The organism is Paenibacillus sp. FSL P4-0127 (assembly GCF_038007325.1).
Lineage (GTDB): Bacteria > Bacillota > Bacilli > Paenibacillales > Paenibacillaceae > Fontibacillus > Fontibacillus macerans.
Genome location: NZ_JBBOWY010000001.1, coordinates 1,563,437 through 1,580,850, shown reverse-complemented (window position 1 = coordinate 1,580,850; position 17,414 = coordinate 1,563,437). Strand labels below are relative to the sequence as shown.

The following is a 17,414-nucleotide window of genomic DNA, read 5'->3' as shown; positions in this document are numbered from 1 at the left end:
ATTCCCCTAGGATTTACGAGATAAGCTCTTGCCAAGTGTATAATTGAGCGTTTGTGAATCGTTCACTTAATATGCCTTTTACTTCACTCATTACAGAATGTCTTTCAACAGATACTATAATTGTCATCTCGGCAGTTGCATCCAGCTCCTGGGGCGAAATAATTGGAATATTATGCATCATATTTCCTTGCATTCTCTGATCATTATCCAAAAAATATTCCACCTCAATGCCTTGCTTCTGAAGATCAAGATATAAAAATGTTGCGAGCTTTCTCGTACCGAATATGATAACTTTATCAAGATTCTTGGCCAGCAGCTTTGAGGCAGCGCCAGCATTGCCCAACAGTATGTTTTGCAGCCATAATTGATAATGGTTACTGCTTTGGACCAAATCTACATTATCTAAATAATCAGAAGCCTGTTTAGGAATACATTGGAAATGCTCCAAGTGAATAATTGCATTTTCGTTATACATTCTGCTTTCGTGATGAACATGGGTGCTTACACCGCCAAGCCTGAAGGTTGCTATTTCCAGTGGTACATACGCAAAATGAGCCTCGTATTTTTTGATACATTTAATAGTAAAATCGACATCCGCTAAAATTTTATATCTTACATCAAAGCCTCCGAACTCTTCAAAAAGCTTCTTATGTGTAAAGACTGATTGATGAGGGCACATTTTACCGTTTTTCATATCATCAACTGTAATCGGTTGTCCGTCGATATGCCAAATCCCCAATGCATCATTCATCACTCTCACGTTGCCGTGAAGCATGAGCACATCAGGATTCGATACTAAGTAATTGGCCACCTCTGCAACAACTTGTCCGGATGAGAAAAAATCATCCGCATTCATAAAGTTAATAAAATCCCCGGTGGCCAATTGTACGCCCTTATTAAAGGCATCATATATCCCATGATCAGGTTCAGATACAATGGTATTTATACGATCCTTATATTTATGAATAATATCCAAAGTATGATCTGTGGATGCACCATCCACGATAATATACTCCAAATTAGAATAGCTTTGGTTTAGTACACTTTGAATGGTCTGCTCGATCGTATCGGCAGCATTATAACAGACTGTAACAACAGAAATTTTAGGTTTATTCATCGTTGTTCACCACATGCTCGAGGTACCATTGATAGGTATCCCGAACCCCTTCCTCTAATTCAATGGAATAACGCCAACCTAATTGTTCCAGCTTTGTCACATCAGTTATTTTTCTTGGCGTACCATCCGGTTTGGTTGAGTCATAAACCAGTGTTCCCTCGAAGCCAATATTACTACACAACTGTTCTGCAAGCTCTCGAATAGAGATTTCTTTACCAGTGCCAATGTTTACGAAGGTGCCTATTTCCTCTGCCGAGTGATTTTCCATGAGATAGACGCAGGCATCTGCCAAATCATCTACATGCAGGAATTCACGAAAAGGTGTACCGCTGCCCCAGATGGTGACCGTTTCACTTCCGTTTGTTTTGGCCTCATGTATTTTCCGCATTAATGCCGGCAACACGTGCGAGTTCTGCAAATCAAAATTGTCATTGGGACCATATAGATTCGTAGGCATGACGCTCATAAAGTTCGTACCGTATTGTTTATTGTAAGCATTGCACATTTTTATGCCAGCAATCTTCGCTATGGCGTATGGCTCGTTGGTTGGCTCCAATTCATCCGTAAGCAGGTATTCTTCCTTAAGCGGCTGAGGAGCCAATTTAGGATAAATACAAGTGCTTCCTAAAAAAAGCAGCTTCTTAACACCATAGTTCCTAGCTGCTTCAATAATATTAGATTGAATCATAAGATTATCGTATAGGAACTGTGCCGGATAAGTGGAATTAGCCAGAATACCGCCTACTTTTGCAGCTGCTAGATATACGTACTCCGGCTGTTCTTCTTCGAAAAATCGCTTAACTGACGACTGATCACGTAAGTCCAGCTCTTGACTAGTTCTCCCTAGTATGTTGTTGTAGCCTTTCGCCTTCAGTTTTCGCACAATGGCAGAACCTACTAATCCACGATGACCAGCAACATAAATTTTAGAATTTGCTTGCATTTCGATCACCTTTTCAAGCTAATTGTGTTTGCCTTTGCTCGCTGTTTTTCTAAGATCCTCTTGAACCATCATAGCTACCAACTCGTTAAAGCTAGTTTTAGGACTCCAACCAAGAATATTCTTTGCTTTCGCCGGATTGCCGAGTAGTAGATCTACTTCAGTAGGACGGAAAAATTGCGGGTCTACAGCCACAATTACCTTTCCGGTTGTCGGATCGATCCCTTGTTCATGTACCCCTTCCCCATGCCATTCGATATCAATCCCTGCCTCCTTAAAGGCTAACTCAACAAATTGACGCACTGTTCTTGTCTCGCCGGTTGCGATCACAAAATCTTGCGGAATATCCTGTTGCAGCATCAGCCACATCGCCTCAACATAATCTCCCGCATACCCCCAGTCACGTTTGGCGTCCAGATTCCCCAAGAATAGACAATCCTGATATCCATACTTAATATTAGCTACCGCCATTGTAATTTTGCGGGTGACAAAGGTCTCACCACGCATTGGAGATTCGTGATTAAACAATATGCCGTTGCAAGCAAACATATTGTACGCCTCACGGTAGTTAACCGTAATCCAGTAGGCGTACATTTTAGCAGCTGCATATGGGCTGCGTGGATAGAAGGGTGTAGATTCAGATTGGGGTGTTTCTTGGACTTTCCCATACAACTCGCTTGTAGATGCCTGATATATCTTTGTCGTCTGTTCCAGCCCTAGAATACGTATCGCCTCAAGCAAACGCAGAGTACCAATTCCGTCTGCATTTGCCGTATACTCCGGCGTATCAAAAGAGACCTTGACATGACTCATTGCAGCCAGATTATACACTTCATCCGGTCTTATTTCTGCCATTAATCGGATAACGTTAGATGAGTCTGTCATGTCTCCATAATGAAGACGAATCCGTTCATGATATAGATATTCCTCTATTCGATCATATCGATCGATAGAGGATCGTCTTACTAATCCGTGCACTTCGTAATCTTTCTCTAACAATAGTTTTGTCAGATAGGCACCATCTTGACCCGTGATACCTGTGATAAAAGCTCTTTTCATTGTATCTCCCTACTTAGTCCATATTTTTGAAAAAAAGAGCCGGATTCTTAAGCAAATGTGCCTTGCTTTTAATCTCTTCAATCTCCCATTCCCACCATTTAATATTGAGCAATATTTCGATTTCCTCTGGGGTAAAACGGTAACGAATAATCTTAGCAGGAACTCCTCCCATAATTGCGTAAGGAGGTACATCTTTGGTAACTACTGCCCCCGCACCAATTACCGCTCCATCCCCAACGGTAACTCCTGGCAATATTACGGCGTTTGCGCCAATCCAAACATCGTTCCCAATAACTACCTTTTTGTTGGAAGGAATATTGTATACATCTATAACTTCTTCTTTAGGAAGAATTCCCGGCACACCCTCATAACCTAGAATTTCATTCTCAGGAGTATATAGTATGGGATGCGTTGTAATAAAATTTAACGGGTGATTTACTTCGCCTATACGAACAGATTCATTAATTGAAGTAAAAGAACCAATTTGTTTTAAAATGGAGTTCGGATAGCAATGTTTACTGTAACCATATGTGAACCTTCCTACTTGCACGCCGTTCACTACACGATTTACTGTAGTTTGCTGATCAATTTCTTTCTCAAAAATCTGTATATAGTGATCGTTCTTTTGTAATCCAATGCCATGAAGTTGCTTGAAAATTTCTTTATAAAATGAGCTGGCGACAACAATAAAATAATCATATAAATTCTTCTGCTCTCGGAAATCCTTAAACGAGATAACCTCTTTTTTCATATAAGATGAGGATCGAGGATTATTATCGATAAAAAAACCAACATACTTATATAGCCACATATTATTCAAAATGAACTTTTCAGCCAGCGAACCCGTACCGAAGATTACCATTTTTTTATTCGTGGTTATTACCTGATTAAATAAGGTTGATTCATCTATATACACCTTTAATCACTCCACAAGAATTAATGTCTTGAATCAAGCCTATTTAAACAAATCCTCATAATCCATTCTCTCGAATATTTCTAAATAACCACCTTTAGTTGCGTTTATAATTTTTATGTTATTTTTCTTGGCAACTCTGTCTAATTCCATATACTCATACTTTTGTCTTTCAATGGTTTCTTGAATTCCCTCATATCCATAATTTTGAAAAGTCTTCATATTATGAGCTATATCACTTTCACTTTTTGTGTAGATATGGGGTTGGATTACTCCTTGTTCTATCTCTTCTTTACTATAACCCCACCAGGTATGATCGCAACCGATAAGGATTATTTCATCATACTTCAAGTATATTGCTAGCATCAGTGCTGGCGATATTACATTTTGTGCAAAATGAGGAACAGATCTTGTCAAATCGATATCATTGTCCAAAGTATCATTAGAATCATTCATGTTGTAAAAATAAATATTTTCCTTATTGTATATATCTCTTTCCAAGGAAGACATTGCTTCATCCCGGATAAACAATCGGGTATCAACCAGTGAGTTATCAAGTACATTTATTATTGGTTCAAAGAATTCCTCTTCATTTAACCAAAAGATGGGGTCGGCCAGCACCCAAAAGTTTGGCTTCAAATCCAATAGTTCTGCTTTTTTATAAAAACTGTTCACCATTATTTTATCTTCTTTTAGAATCTTATTTAAATCTATTAAATTCAATGAAGGAGCATTTCCGATAACAAAACATCGGTTAGATTTTTTTTGTGAGTATAGTTGCTTGTTTCTTGACAGTATAGGGATGTTAACATCCCGTTCCTTTTCTATATAATCTATCGCATTAGTTATATTCATTTTTTCTAGTTGGGCTTTTATTTCTGATACATAAGAGGATGTAATTATAATTTCACAATCTTCAACAAGATAATGTCGTATATTTGAAACTAAATCCACTGGGATACCATTTAAAAGAGTACCAACTTTATTAATATCGTTATCTAAAATAACATGAGGCGAATATTTTTCGCTAACCTTTAGCCATTTTTTTAATAGCTTGTTGGCTAAACTTGAAGCTCCTATCCAAATCGTCCTCACGTGAGGTCACCCCATTTGAAATAACTTTACGAGTTAAGGAAAAACCCTTTATTATAATACTGCTCGTTCAATCCTTAGCTTTCATTAATCCAATACTACAATCATCGCCTATAGGAAAAACAACAGCTGTTACTCCTGCCGATAATCTAAACTCTTTAACTGCCTGCTTAATACCTAAATATCCAACTGAGTAATAATCATGGATTAAAATAACCCCTCCCACACTTAACTTATCCCATAATAATTGCAAGCCCTCAATAGTAGGTTTATATAAATCAAGATCCATACTTATAAAACAAAAGGTTTCTTCCAATCCTACTGCAGTCTCAGGAAAATATCCTTTTTTGATTACAACATTATTAGGGTACTTCATCTTCTGTAAAACCATATCAACAGAAGTATTGTTTAAATGGCCTTCGGCAACACTTGAAAATTTATGCATTTGTTCAACTTCTATATCCCGTTTATCAAAACCACTAAAAGTATCAAATAAGTATAACTTCTTATCTGGGAAATACTTATTTATATGGCTTGCAAAATCCCCTTGAAACACACCAGCTTCGGCTACATTTCCAGAAATCGAATCATCTCGTATCTGTATGGATAAATTCCTTAGAAAATTTATTCTTGCTCGAACTCTATTTTCAACATACTTTGTTAATATTCGGTCCTCGGATACACCCAAGTTAATAATTTGCTGCTTGATACTATCCATGCTCGAAAGACTGGCAATAACAATGTAGTCAAAGTCGATTGTAGAAATAAGCGATGGTGAATAAACATTTTTATCGAAAACAACGGATCCCCATTTCTCAGAATTGTTATCCAAAAAACCTACAACTAGGTACTCTCGTTCAACCTCCTGCAAAATACTTTGAATAGAGGGAGTTGCCCCCCAAATTAAAGTTTTTTTCATTCCAACTACCACTCCTTAATAATCGTCTTTCGCTCCATAGGATCTTTATTACGAATGTTATTATCCTCATAGTAAGAATCATTTTTCACGTGAGTAGTTGATATTTCTTCGAAAACAGCTCCGTTTTTAGAAGAGAATGAATGTACTTGTCCCCTTAGGACGGTTTGCATATCTCCAGGTTTCATTTGCGTCTTTTTACCGTCAATTTCCACTTCCAAATCCCCATATAATAATTGGAAAGTCTCTTCTTTTACCTCATGATAGTGACGAGGGTGCTTTTGTCCTGGTAGCACAACAATTAGTTTTTTACAGTACTCACGATTGACAATATTAATAATAAGAGCACCGAATTGTCTAAAATTACTAATCCCATAGTGATGCGATAGTTCTAACTCGAATTGATTGCCAACGGCGATTCCAGCTTCAAACAGCATTCCTTTGGCATCATGTATAACACTTCTGGCACTCTTAATGTCTGAAATATATTTTTTCTCATAAACTGCGTTATTCACTTCATAATCTCTCGATGCAATGATTCCCTCATAAAAATCACCACTCGCGAGTTGACCTTCCTGATAGGGCATTGCAAAAAACACATCATGTTTTGTTAGTGCTTCACCTTCAACTATTTTTCTCTTTGCATATACTCCTCTAACTAACGAATTCAGTGAATCGATTTCCTCCTGGCTAATATATTTCGTATTGTCTTTCTTCAAGTCACAAATACTCCGAGCCTTAACAATAGAGTTAACCCACTGATCAGCTTGCTGAGGGTTCATAGAGTAAGCATTTAAAGTAATAGTTTCAGTTGGAAGGCCAACATGTCTCTCAAATATTTTCGCTCCTTTGGCTACTGCTAGCATAGACACTATATGATCATCAGGATCTTCATGCCCTGAATAGCCAATCTGAACGTTACGGTACCGACTCTTCATGCGGTCAATAAAATCCAGTTGTAGCCGTTCTAATGGGGCAGGATACTCAGCCACACAATGCAATAATGAAAACTCAACATTTCTATGCGTGAAGAAATTATATATTTTATCGATGTCAGATATTGTTTTTCCACCAGTTGAGATAATCAATGGCTTGCCCGTCTGTGATGCTTCCTCTAGCAACGGCCAATCCAAAGAACTACAACTTGCGATTTTAATAATATCCAATCCTTGTTCAACACACCATTTCACACCTTCTTCGTCAAACGGAGTACTGATGGTTACCATACCTTCATCCTTCACTGCAGCTACAAGTTCACAAAACTGCTCAAAAGAAAGACGAGTACTCATAAATCTTGGAATATGCTTAACATCTTCTCTCTCTTTATAATCCGGATGTATAAGTGTATCTAAGTCACGATATTGCAGCTTGACAGCAGCTTTAACATTATATTTGCGTGCGATCTTCCCCATTTCTTTTATAATATTAATACCGTGATCTACACTGCCTTGATGGCTATTCGCCATTTCAAAAATAACCAAATCATCAAATACACTCACGCCAATTCCTCCTTATTTATCAGTTGAAAATCCAATGCAAGAAATCTATATCCAGCATTTTGTCATCAATATAGTAATCCGCATTAGGCTTGCCGAATATAAGCTCATGATACTTTACTCCCCATTTGTCCATCTGGGCTTTAGTTACTTCTCCCCAATCATATTTCGTCACATATCCTCTTGCAGTAAACAAAACAATTTCATTACCCATATCGTACAGTTTATTAATTATTTTTATTAGCTGTTGGTTGGGTTCTGCCCTCGTATAATCCAGGTCTTCTCTAAATTGTGCAATAACACCATCTATATCAAATACAAATCGTTGATTACCATCTAATATTCTTATATACTGCTCCGCTCTTAAGAATTCTTGTTCCGTATCAATATCAAAATTGTGTTGCATAACGTATCCTCTAATATTGTTACCTGTCATCGAATTTAGTTCTGTAATTACTTTTGTCCTTACCACATCGATACAAGCATTTTGGTAATAGATTATAGGAAGCTGTTGTCTAGGCATGTTAAAGGCTTCCGGAATATCGGAAAGCAGTGGGGTCATTTTATTGTAATCATCCATTCGCCACATTTTATAAGCAAGTTCCCTGGCTGGGGATACACATCTGACTGAATCCAATGTTTCATCTGATAGTATAATATTTACCATAGCGTCAATATCCAGAACGTTTCTTATGGGGTACGTAGGCCTAAGTTGTACAACCACATCAGGAGTATAATGCTCTTGATCCTTTAAGTAATTTAATGCGTGTTGAAATACTTCTATATCAAGCGAGTGGTCACCGGATATTTCCATCGGCCTTAAAAACGGAACTTCAGCTCCGTATTGCCTGGCAATTTCCGCGTACTCTTCACTGTCAGTACTTACAATGACTCTATTGATGCTCTTTGAAGCAAGAGCATGTTCAATAGAATAAGCTAACATTGGTTTTCCGTTAAGAAGACGAATATTTTTATGCTTTACTGTTTTAGACCCTGATCTAGCAGGTATGATGGCAAGTATCTCACTCATAATACAACCTCATTTATATAGCAGTCTGTTAACCAATTTTGATGGCAACTTGTTGAGAATTGCTGGTGTACCCAATATATTGAAATGGAATATTGTTTTCGGTTACAAATTCCATTAATGCCCTGTACTCTCCATTACGCCAACCAGGATAATTGAAGAACTCATCAAAAACAATAACTGTCCCTTTTACTATCTTCCCCTCTAATAAGTTAAATATTTCTTTCGTGGAGGAGTACAAATCGCAATCAATATGCAAAAAAGAACAGTTTTCATTGTGGAGTCCAACAAATTGAGGCAGACTCTTATTGAACCAACCTTTAATCAATTGAACGTTACTGTTTACTTCCGGAAGTTTCTCGACTTTAAAATGCGAAGCTGGATAACCGTCTCTCCAGTACTCTGGCAATCCTTCAAATGAATCAAACCCGTAAACAGTCTTATGAACTTTTGAAGAAATAAAGTTTATAGTGGTTCCTGTATAGACTCCAAATTCCATAAATAATCCATCAGTTTCACAGCTTTTTAACGCAAATTCTAATAATTCAAACTTACTCTCAAAAGACTTAATATCTACCAAATGGTCCTCTATAAAATCAACTGTTTGCTCAAGAGCTCTTCTCTGCAGCTCCCTTTTGATGTCAAAAAAATGTGAGTCTATTACTTTTTTGGGATTCTCACTTAGTCTTTCCTCTAATTCCTTCAGTCCATCCCAAAAATGAATATTCTCAATTAGATGAAACGACTGCAATTGCTCCTTTATTTCACTATAAAAAGACGATGCTACAATAATTCTTAGATTCTTTTTATCTAGTTCAGACAAAATTTGGGGATTCTTTATTGAATATCCATAGAAGTCTGTTTCCCATTTCGAAGAGTTATTATCAACAAAGTAATCAATAGTTAGGAATCTGTGCTGCTCAAGAATTCGTTTCCCACCGTCCCCAGCCCCGAATACTAATAACATATAATCTCTCTCTCCTTGATCGGCAACATATTTCTTCCATCAAAAATTACATCTGATTTCATTAAAAGCCTTAAACTCGACCAATCTGCCTTGATAAATTGTTCCCACTCTGTAATAAGTAGCGTCGCATCGGCAGCTTCCACACAGTCATTAATACTTTTGGCATAGACCACATCAACGTCATCCAATAAAGAAGTATGCTTCACAACTGGATCGTACACAAAGACATCTGCCCCTTTAACAGATAAGGCCTTAATGATATCTATAGATGGGGCTTCTCTCATATCATCAGTGTTAGGCTTGAATGCCAGCCCCAATACTGCAATTTTTCTGCCGCTAACATCACCATTAAAATGCTGCATCACCTTATTTACAAATAATTGCCGTTGCTGCATATTAGCTTGGATAGCAGACTCCACAATACTCATAGATACAGCACTCTTTCTTCCTAAATAAACAAGCTCTTCAGTATCCTTAGGGAAGCAAGAACCACCATATCCTAGACCTGCATTAAGAAAATCTCGTCCAATACGATGGTCCATTCCCATACCATCAGCTACTGCTTGAATATCTGCTCCCATAGCTTCACACAAATTAGAAATTTGATTAATATAACTAATCTTTACCGCCAAAAATGCATTGGAGGCATACTTAATCATCTCAGCGCTTCTTCGATTCGTACGCAAGACAGGAACATGGATGGGGCTAAATAAACTCTCAACAGTATTTCCTGCTTGTTCGCTTTCTGCTCCGATCACAATACGATCACCGTTCAAGGTATCATGAATTGCATGTCCTTCACGTAAAAATTCGGGATTAGAGACAACGTGAATTTCTAAGCCTGGTTTAGCATACTCTCGAATAAATTTTTCCACAGTATCATTGGTACCAACAGGAACGGTGCTTTTAACGACTACGACTACATCGTGCGTGATATGCAGCGCAATATCCTTGGCAGCCTGCTCAAGATAAGTAAGATTAGCTGCTCCATCTTCCCCCTGTGGAGTACCTACAGCGATAAAGATAACCTCCGATGTATGGAAGGCCTCCTCAGCCTTCGTTGTAAAATGTAACCGCCCATTCTCTATATTTCGCTGCAAAATTTCTTCAAGTCCCGGCTCATAGATTGGTGATTTTCCAGACCGCAGCATATTAATTTTATGCTCACTGATATCCAAGCAACTAACCGTATGTCCAATCTCAGATAACACTGCTCCCGTCACTAATCCAACATAACCAGTACCGATGATTGCTACATTCATGTTCAAGCCTTCCTTCGAGTTAATCTATTTGCTCCTTCGTATTCAAGTTATATTTACAAAGTATTGGATCGTCTTTTGAAGTCCTTCATCAAGAGTTACTTTTGGATACCAATTAAGCACTCTTTTAGCTTCTTCTATGACAGGCTTGCGCTGCTTAGGATCATCCTCAGGCAATAACTCATACTTTAATTCCGTATTGTTCTTGGTCCATTTCATGACTTTTTCGGCAAGCTCCAACATGGTGAACTCATCCGGGTTTCCCAGATTAATGGGGCCTGTTACTTCCTCCGGAGTCTCCATCATTCGCAGGAAGCCTTCGATTAAATCATCCACGTAGCAGAATGATCGAGTCTGCTGTCCATCACCATACACTGTCAGCGGTTTGTTATGCAGCGACTGTACAATAAAGTTACTTACAACACGGCCATCTTTTGCATCCATTCTTGGACCATACGTATTGAAGATACGTACCACTTTAATTCGAACATCGTACATTCGTGCATAATCAAAAAACAAAGTTTCTGCCCCACGCTTGCCCTCATCGTAGCAACTGCGAATTCCTATAGGATTCACATGTCCCCAATATTGCTCAGGCTGAGGATGTACCAAGGGGTCTCCGTATACCTCGGAAGTCGAAGCTTGCATTATTTTCGCACCACATTTGCGGGCAATTTCAAGCAGCTGTAGAGAGCCAAGTATATTTGTTTTAAAAGTATGTATTGGATTGGCTTGGTAATGAATCGGACTAGCAGGACAGGCCAGATTATAAATCTCATCAAATTCACCCAGTTCAGGAAGAGGCTCAGTAATATCATGCTGAATAAAAGTAATGGCATCCATCACATGATCAATATTCCTAAGTGAACCTGTCTGCAAATTATCTACACAAACAATTTCATGCCCTTGCTTTAGCAATCGATCTATTAGGTGTGATCCCAAAAAACCAGCGCCACCCGTCACTAATATCTTTTTCATGACTGCCCTCCGAATTTTCTCTTATGCCAATTCCAAGCTATTTCAATAATTTCATTCAAATGATAACGTGCTTCCTCAATCAAATTATACTTTTCTTACCGTTATATAATATATCGGCAGTTTACTCTACTGAATAGAGGATTTATTTATTGGAAATTGATTCCACCCTTTAACGAAAAAGAATCGCTATCAGTATAGAGCCACAATTCGCTCATCTCACCGAACACGATTCCTTTGTCCACCAACCATATACCTTGTCCGGTATTTATGGATTTTCGTTGCCCCACGCTAAACGGAGAATAGAATAACCTTTATACCCGTTCTATCAGGCCAAAGCCCCTGATCGTATTAGCAACTCTGTTACCTCGTCAAACTCCAACGTTGTTTGATCCTCTGAGCTATACTTCCCATCTTTAACAGGCTTTGAATTTGGATAATCTCCCTTTTTATAAAATTCATTTGGAATGACAAACATTTCCGTTAGTTCTTTGGCCCGTTTTCCTTCATCTTCCGTCATAAGTTCCTCATACATTTTTTCACCGGGGCGCAAACCAATTTCTTCAATCTCTATTTCCTCAGGAGTTATTCCTATTTTTTTGGACATTTCTAGAATTACAGCTTTTATTAGATCTTCCAATCTAACTACAGGCATTTTTAATACAAAAACCTCTCCACCTTGAGCATAATCTGCAGCTTTAAGGGTTAACTCAGTGGCTTCTTCCATAGTCATCATAAAACGAGTCATATTTTTGTGAGTAATTGTAATCTTACGCTGAGATTCGATCTGCTTTTTAAAAAGCGGTATAACAGATCCTCTTGACCCCATAACGTTTCCAAAACGCACAGCTGCAAATGTGGTATTAGCTGAACCTGCTTGGTATTGTGCAGAAGAAATTAGACGTTCGGCCATTAATTTAGATGCCCCATAAGTATTTGTCGGGGCAATGGCTTTGTCCGTACTCACAAAAATGACTTTTTTCACTCTAGCCTCCAATGCAGACTGTATTACATTTTGCGTGCCGATTATATTGGTTTGTACGGCTTCAAAAGGATTATATTCACATGCCGGGACATGCTTCATAGCAGCACAGTGAAAGACATAATCTATGTCCGCCATGGCCCGGGACAATCTTTGCGCATCTCTTACGTCGCCTATTAAGAAACGCAACTGTTGAGCATACTGCTGCAGCTCCTGCGCCATTTCAAACTGTTTGAATTCATCTCTGCTGAATATGCGAATAACACCGGGTTTTTCCTGCAACAAACGTCTAACAAGACGTTGACCTATTGTCCCAGTCCCCCCTGTTATTAAAATTTTCTTGCCTTTATATAAACTCACGGCTTTTCCTCCTGCTGATGCAATCGATCCATGCGATGAAGGGCATGTTGGATATAATTAGTCATTTTGGGGTTGAAGGAAATTAGTTCATCTACTAATTTGCCTAAGTGCTCCATAATTAATGAGGCTTTTACGAATGGATTCGTTGCGTCAACGATCTTGGGAACAAATCTCATATAGTGGTTAATATGATGAGCCAGTCCAAAACTGTGAAAATATTTAAAGATGTCTTGGTCCGTTATTGATTGCCATAGCTTATTGACTTTCAGCAAATTTTTATTTAAATTATTTACGTTTTTGGTTTTTACGCTCCTAGCCATTGAAGTCAATTCTTGCTTTATCTTAGTCAAACTTTTATCCAGCATTTGGGCTTCGCTTAATATATGATTCATTTTCTTCGAAACTTTCTCACTTAAGTTTTCTTCCATTACTGGCATGGAATTTAAACCATACAAAGCAGGCACCGGATTTGCCGGCAATACCTTTATGATGCGCTCAAGGCTTTCCCACTCTGCGCCTTTTATTTTCGCTCCCTTGGCGGAAGTATTTATGAATTTAATTCCATCAAGCTGTAAAACTGAAATAATGTTTTCTATGTTCCTACGAGTAATTGTCATAACCGCATTAGTGGGATTCATGCCGCCTAATACGTTTTCTACATATTCAGTTGCACTACTTAGAGCGTTGGCCAAGCCCTGTTCTGTCACATGATTAGCACCAGCGCTATAATACTTTTGATCAGGGAAAGATAAATCCTGCCCGAGCAAAATGATATCCTTTGCGCCCATATAAGCCGCTAATTGTATGGCTGTTCCAGTGACTGACGCAGTTGGTCTAAATGAGGGGCCCATATCCTCCTCCAACAAGTATTGACTTATCGTATCGCCTTCAAAAGTGGCATGAAACATCCCCGACTGGTACATATCTTGGATTTGAAAATGACTATGATTGACAAAGATCAAGGGAGTCCGTCCACAATCTATATTATTAAAAACTTTTAGATTTGGGTCACCGCCATCCATTGTTACTATAAAATGCGGATTGATGTGATGGTGCTGCAAAACCTGAATACTGGAACCGGCTGCAATCAGAATACATTTTTGTTTCAATTGCTCAAGTAAATGAATATCTTCTTGCAATGATGGACCAGAGCCGATAACCGCAACCGCTCCTTTATTGCTAATTCCTTTAAGAGGAGCTATAGAAGGATTCACAATACAATGCGGGATATTATAAAGGATGTTCCGCACCCATTCCATTTGATATCTTTGATAGGTTTGAAAGTTGGACTGACTATTGAGAACTCCGTGTTTAATCACTTCTTCCAATTGATTAAACGTTTCTTTATATAGCCGCCGGTATATTTGTGCTGCAATCAGTGTAATTGTTCCGGACAACTGTCCGCTGATATAATCTGCCAGCTCTGAAAGGACCAGCTCATGTTCTCCCAAAGCCACCATCTTAACACGATCATTGTCTAACAATTCACTGACATCCCGGTGCTGTAACATGCTATGGAATACATTTATATCAGGCTCATATACAATGATCTGTTTAACCTCGGTCTTTTCCAATACAGCTTTCAAAAAATGACCCATCCCCACTCCAAACAGCAGTAAAGGCCCTTCATTATCCGATTTCCCATCCAGAGCTGCCTGAATCCATCTAACAGCTTCCACTTCGGCATTATATTTACTATGAAAAAAATATTCAACACCATCTTCGTGCCGCTTCAGATTAAACTCATTGTTCTTCGTATAAACGACTTCATATCGTTCCCGATCGGGAACATTGTGATTAATAACCCGGACTAGCTCGGGATATTTGTCATGTAAAATCTGTTCGTTAGCTTCCAACAATTTCATGCTGACACCTTTTCTTTATATTGTGAATGATAGTTTTCGAGAGCAGGAATGATTTCGTATTCCAATACATCACTTACTCCCACAAAATCATCTTGTTGGATATTGGTATGCATAACGCTAATATATTGATTTACCGAAGTAACTTCAGCAAGATACTCCGGAAGATTCTCTGTTTCCTCAGTATAAAGCTTGACATTTAAAGCGACTGCACTGCTTATCCATTCCAGCCCTTGCACAAGTTGAGACAACAAACCTAAATTTTCTTGATTAAGTCCACCATATAACTGGTTAGCGACACTTTTGGCCGCTGGAATAAATCGGCTGAGGTATTGGTCTAACTCTTGTTCAGTAGACACTATACTTTCCAATCTCGACAAACTATTAATATTAACGCACTGTATTTGATCCACATTAAGAAATAGATATTGTTCGTAACCGGTATAAAAAGTTTTACCGTCAATATCAACGCAGTGGATAAGCTGCCCGGTTTGAAAAATAGAGCCTGTCGCCTCTTTCCACCATTTATCAAGCTGCTCAATCGATCCGTCAATGACTTGTTCCTGCTGCTGGTTAATCATTACCTTCAATTCACTCACGTCCTTATTCATATATACCTAATATATCGGAATAAACATAGTGGATTTGTATAGGTAAAATAAAGCAAAAAGACCCCCAGAAGGGGGTCCAAAAAAAGGTTCGATATTATCCGAGCAATTTAAGAACGGATTGTGGAGCAGAGTTCGCTTGTGCCAACATCGCTGTACCTGCTTGTACCAGGATTTGGTTCTTCGTGAACGACGTCATTTCAGTAGCCATATCAGCGTCACGAATCCGCGATTCGGAAGCGGACAGGTTTTCTACCATTACGCCCAAGTTATTAACTGTGTGCTCCAGACGGTTTTGCACGGCACCAAAGGTAGCGCGTTGAGTGGAGACTGTGCTGATTGCCGATTTAATAGCATCGATAGCTTGATTCGCCTTTGTTGCATCAGCGCCCGAAACTGAAAGATCGCTCAATTTCATAGCAGCGCTACCAAGATCTGCAGGCGTCAAAGAAGCTAACTGAATAGAAATTTCAGTGTTAGCATCCGATCCAATCTGGAAGTCCACCTTATTGTTATTATTCAGCAAGTTAATACCATTGAAGTTAACTGTTTTAGCAATGTTACTGATTTCACCAACAAGCTCTTTAACTTCCAATTGGATTTTTTCGCGGTCCGTGCTGTCGTAAGTTCCGTTGGCCGCTTGGTTAGCCAGCGTGTTCAGACGTTGCAGCATCGAGTGAACTTCGGTCAAAGCACCTTCAGCCGTTTGAATCAGGGAGATACCGTCTTGAGCGTTGCGTTGCGCTTGCGTCAAACCATTGATTTGGAAGCGCATTTTTTCGGAGATCGCAAGACCAGCAGCGTCGTCCGCAGCACGGTTAATCCGATAACCGGAAGACAATTTTTCCATTGTCTTGCCCATTTGCGTGTTGTTGAAGTTCAGGTTGCGGTTAGCGTTCAATGCGCCAACGTTCGTGTTGATAAACATTCCCATTCTAATCATCCTCCGTGATTGGTTTATATTGGCTACATCCTTGTGGCCTAATCAATATATCGGCATCGTTAAAATATAACTTTATACCTATCCAAAGAATTTTTCTTATTTTTTTTCGTCAAAATAAATAGAATGATATCCTCTTCGATTCATGCCGTAATAAGCGTTCATCAGCACCTTTTGGTCCTTTACTGTCCGCAAATCACCGCCCGTTTCATGGATCGAATCGCTGAGCCGGGCTTCAATCATCTGCAGGTAGGCCTGGATGTTCTTCATCGTCTCTGCTAAAGCCGCATCCTGAATTTCTTTTAAAGTTGGAAATTCCAAAGCCATACGATCAATCCGTCCTCTGATCTCCTCCCACTTTTCCGCCGACTGCAGATAAATATCCGTCATGCGTTCCAGCGACTCCTCAGGCGATATTAACTCCAACTGATGTTTCGTACACTCAAGCAATTGGCCGTAAAGCTCCCGATATTCCGCCATGATTGAAGTGTCGTGATTATCCAAGGCTGACTTCCTTTCCGATTTGCTCCCAAGCAGACTGCAGCTCTTTGAGATGACGGATAACCTCTTCTACGTAGTCGGCGTTTTTCTTGATGTTAGCCTGCACTAATCTATCAATTAAATATACATAAATATTTTTTAAATTACGGGCCAATTCGCCGCCTTCCGGCTCATTCAAGGAAGTCATCAATTCATAGATAATGTCTTGGACCTTCTGTATGTACTTGTTGGTATCTTCCAAGCTTCCGCTTTGAATGGCTTTATGGGCCCGTTCGGCAAATTGCACGGCTCCATTATACAGCATTAAGGTGAGGCGGTGAGGCGAAGCCGTCTCATATTTATTTTTTTGATAGCTTTGGTAAGCATTGGGCATAGCCATGGATTGTTCATCTCCTAAAAG

At 39.0% G+C, this 17,414-nt stretch carries 16 protein-coding genes and 1 pseudogene; all 17 read right to left on the bottom strand.

Annotation, left to right across the window (positions count from 1 at the left end):
• Window positions 1-13: 13 nt before the first annotated feature.
• Entirely contained in the window at window positions 14-1,117 is a 1,104-nt protein-coding gene (locus tag NYE74_RS06945; RefSeq protein ID WP_051985223.1) for a glycosyltransferase family 2 protein, read from the bottom strand.
• Window positions 1,110-2,060, bottom strand: a complete 951-nt coding sequence (fcl, locus tag NYE74_RS06940; RefSeq protein WP_036619326.1) for a GDP-L-fucose synthase — start codon at window positions 2,058-2,060, stop codon at window positions 1,110-1,112. Before fcl ends, NYE74_RS06945 begins: the two co-directional genes overlap by 8 nt.
• A gap of 18 nt (window positions 2,061-2,078) precedes the next feature.
• Window positions 2,079-3,116: a GDP-mannose 4,6-dehydratase gene (gene gmd / locus NYE74_RS06935; RefSeq protein WP_213509729.1), complete on the bottom strand. Its 1,038-nt coding sequence runs from the start codon at window positions 3,114-3,116 to the stop codon at window positions 2,079-2,081.
• Window positions 3,117-3,248: 132 nt separating this feature from the next.
• Window positions 3,249-3,411: pseudogene (locus tag NYE74_RS33270) on the bottom strand (DapH/DapD/GlmU-related protein); the annotation flags it as partial.
• Between the two features lie 660 nt (window positions 3,412-4,071).
• Window positions 4,072-5,124, bottom strand: coding sequence for a hypothetical protein (locus NYE74_RS06925; protein WP_341004683.1), 1,053 nt, complete (start codon window positions 5,122-5,124; stop codon window positions 4,072-4,074).
• Between the two features lie 67 nt (window positions 5,125-5,191).
• Window positions 5,192-6,040: a TylF/MycF/NovP-related O-methyltransferase gene (locus NYE74_RS06920; protein ID WP_341004681.1), complete on the bottom strand. Its 849-nt coding sequence runs from the start codon at window positions 6,038-6,040 to the stop codon at window positions 5,192-5,194.
• A 5-nt stretch (window positions 6,041-6,045) separates the two neighbouring features.
• The gene (locus tag NYE74_RS06915; protein ID WP_341004680.1) at window positions 6,046-7,536 is read right to left on the bottom strand and encodes an N-acetylneuraminate synthase family protein; all 1,491 of its coding nucleotides are present in this window, start codon (window positions 7,534-7,536) and stop codon (window positions 6,046-6,048) included.
• 19 nt (window positions 7,537-7,555) lie between these two features.
• Complete coding sequence (locus NYE74_RS06910) at window positions 7,556-8,563, bottom strand: acylneuraminate cytidylyltransferase family protein (RefSeq protein ID WP_341004678.1); 1,008 nt, start codon at window positions 8,561-8,563, stop codon at window positions 7,556-7,558.
• A gap of 28 nt (window positions 8,564-8,591) precedes the next feature.
• Window positions 8,592-9,527, bottom strand: coding sequence for a TylF/MycF/NovP-related O-methyltransferase (locus NYE74_RS06905; RefSeq protein WP_341004677.1), 936 nt, complete (start codon window positions 9,525-9,527; stop codon window positions 8,592-8,594).
• Window positions 9,518-10,789 carry a UDP-glucose dehydrogenase family protein gene (locus NYE74_RS06900; RefSeq protein WP_341004676.1) on the bottom strand — a complete coding sequence of 424 codons (1,272 nt, stop codon included), beginning with the start codon at window positions 10,787-10,789 and terminating at the stop codon, window positions 9,518-9,520. Before NYE74_RS06900 ends, NYE74_RS06905 begins: the two co-directional genes overlap by 10 nt.
• A 42-nt stretch (window positions 10,790-10,831) precedes the next feature.
• Complete coding sequence (locus NYE74_RS06895) at window positions 10,832-11,764, bottom strand: UDP-glucuronic acid decarboxylase family protein (RefSeq protein WP_341004674.1); 933 nt, start codon at window positions 11,762-11,764, stop codon at window positions 10,832-10,834.
• Between the two features lie 325 nt (window positions 11,765-12,089).
• The gene (locus NYE74_RS06890) at window positions 12,090-13,103 is read right to left on the bottom strand and encodes a UDP-N-acetylglucosamine 4,6-dehydratase family protein (protein WP_036619317.1); all 1,014 of its coding nucleotides are present in this window, start codon (window positions 13,101-13,103) and stop codon (window positions 12,090-12,092) included.
• Entirely contained in the window at window positions 13,100-14,968 is a 1,869-nt protein-coding gene (locus tag NYE74_RS06885; RefSeq protein ID WP_326048111.1) for a motility associated factor glycosyltransferase family protein, read from the bottom strand. The genes NYE74_RS06890 and NYE74_RS06885 overlap by 4 nt, the downstream gene beginning before the upstream one ends.
• A complete protein-coding gene (locus NYE74_RS06880) occupies window positions 14,965-15,555 on the bottom strand; it encodes a hypothetical protein (RefSeq protein WP_326048113.1) in 591 nt (196 codons plus the stop codon). The genes NYE74_RS06885 and NYE74_RS06880 overlap by 4 nt, the downstream gene beginning before the upstream one ends.
• Before the next feature lie 115 nt (window positions 15,556-15,670).
• Complete coding sequence (locus tag NYE74_RS06875) at window positions 15,671-16,507, bottom strand: flagellin N-terminal helical domain-containing protein (protein WP_036619311.1); 837 nt, start codon at window positions 16,505-16,507, stop codon at window positions 15,671-15,673.
• Between the two features lie 105 nt (window positions 16,508-16,612).
• Window positions 16,613-17,017 carry a hypothetical protein gene (locus NYE74_RS06870; protein ID WP_036619309.1) on the bottom strand — a complete coding sequence of 135 codons (405 nt, stop codon included), beginning with the start codon at window positions 17,015-17,017 and terminating at the stop codon, window positions 16,613-16,615.
• Window positions 17,010-17,393, bottom strand: coding sequence for a flagellar export chaperone FliS (gene fliS / locus NYE74_RS06865; RefSeq protein ID WP_036619307.1), 384 nt, complete (start codon window positions 17,391-17,393; stop codon window positions 17,010-17,012). Before fliS ends, NYE74_RS06870 begins: the two co-directional genes overlap by 8 nt.
• Window positions 17,394-17,414 lie beyond the last annotated feature (21 nt).

Bases quoted from the DNA above. Each gene is read 5' to 3' on its own strand.
- NYE74_RS06945 (WP_051985223.1), bottom strand. From the start codon at position 1,117: ATGAATAAACCTAAAATTTCTGTTGTTACAGTCTGTTATAATGCTGCC.
- fcl (WP_036619326.1), bottom strand. From the start codon at position 2,060: ATGCAAGCAAATTCTAAAATTTATGTTGCTGGTCATCGTGGATTAGTA.
- NYE74_RS06910 (WP_341004678.1), bottom strand. From the start codon at position 8,563: ATGAGTGAGATACTTGCCATCATACCTGCTAGATCAGGGTCTAAAACA.
- gmd (WP_213509729.1), bottom strand. From the start codon at position 3,116: ATGAAAAGAGCTTTTATCACAGGTATCACGGGTCAAGATGGTGCCTAT.
- NYE74_RS06885 (WP_326048111.1), bottom strand. From the start codon at position 14,968: ATGAAATTGTTGGAAGCTAACGAACAGATTTTACATGACAAATATCCC.
- NYE74_RS06905 (WP_341004677.1), bottom strand. From the start codon at position 9,527: ATGTTATTAGTATTCGGGGCTGGGGACGGTGGGAAACGAATTCTTGAG.
- NYE74_RS06900 (WP_341004676.1), bottom strand. From the start codon at position 10,789: ATGAATGTAGCAATCATCGGTACTGGTTATGTTGGATTAGTGACGGGA.
- NYE74_RS06895 (WP_341004674.1), bottom strand. From the start codon at position 11,764: ATGAAAAAGATATTAGTGACGGGTGGCGCTGGTTTTTTGGGATCACAC.
- NYE74_RS06875 (WP_036619311.1), bottom strand. From the start codon at position 16,507: ATGGGAATGTTTATCAACACGAACGTTGGCGCATTGAACGCTAACCGC.
- fliS (WP_036619307.1), bottom strand. From the start codon at position 17,393: ATGGCTATGCCCAATGCTTACCAAAGCTATCAAAAAAATAAATATGAG.
- NYE74_RS06920 (WP_341004681.1), bottom strand. From the start codon at position 6,040: ATGAAAAAAACTTTAATTTGGGGGGCAACTCCCTCTATTCAAAGTATT.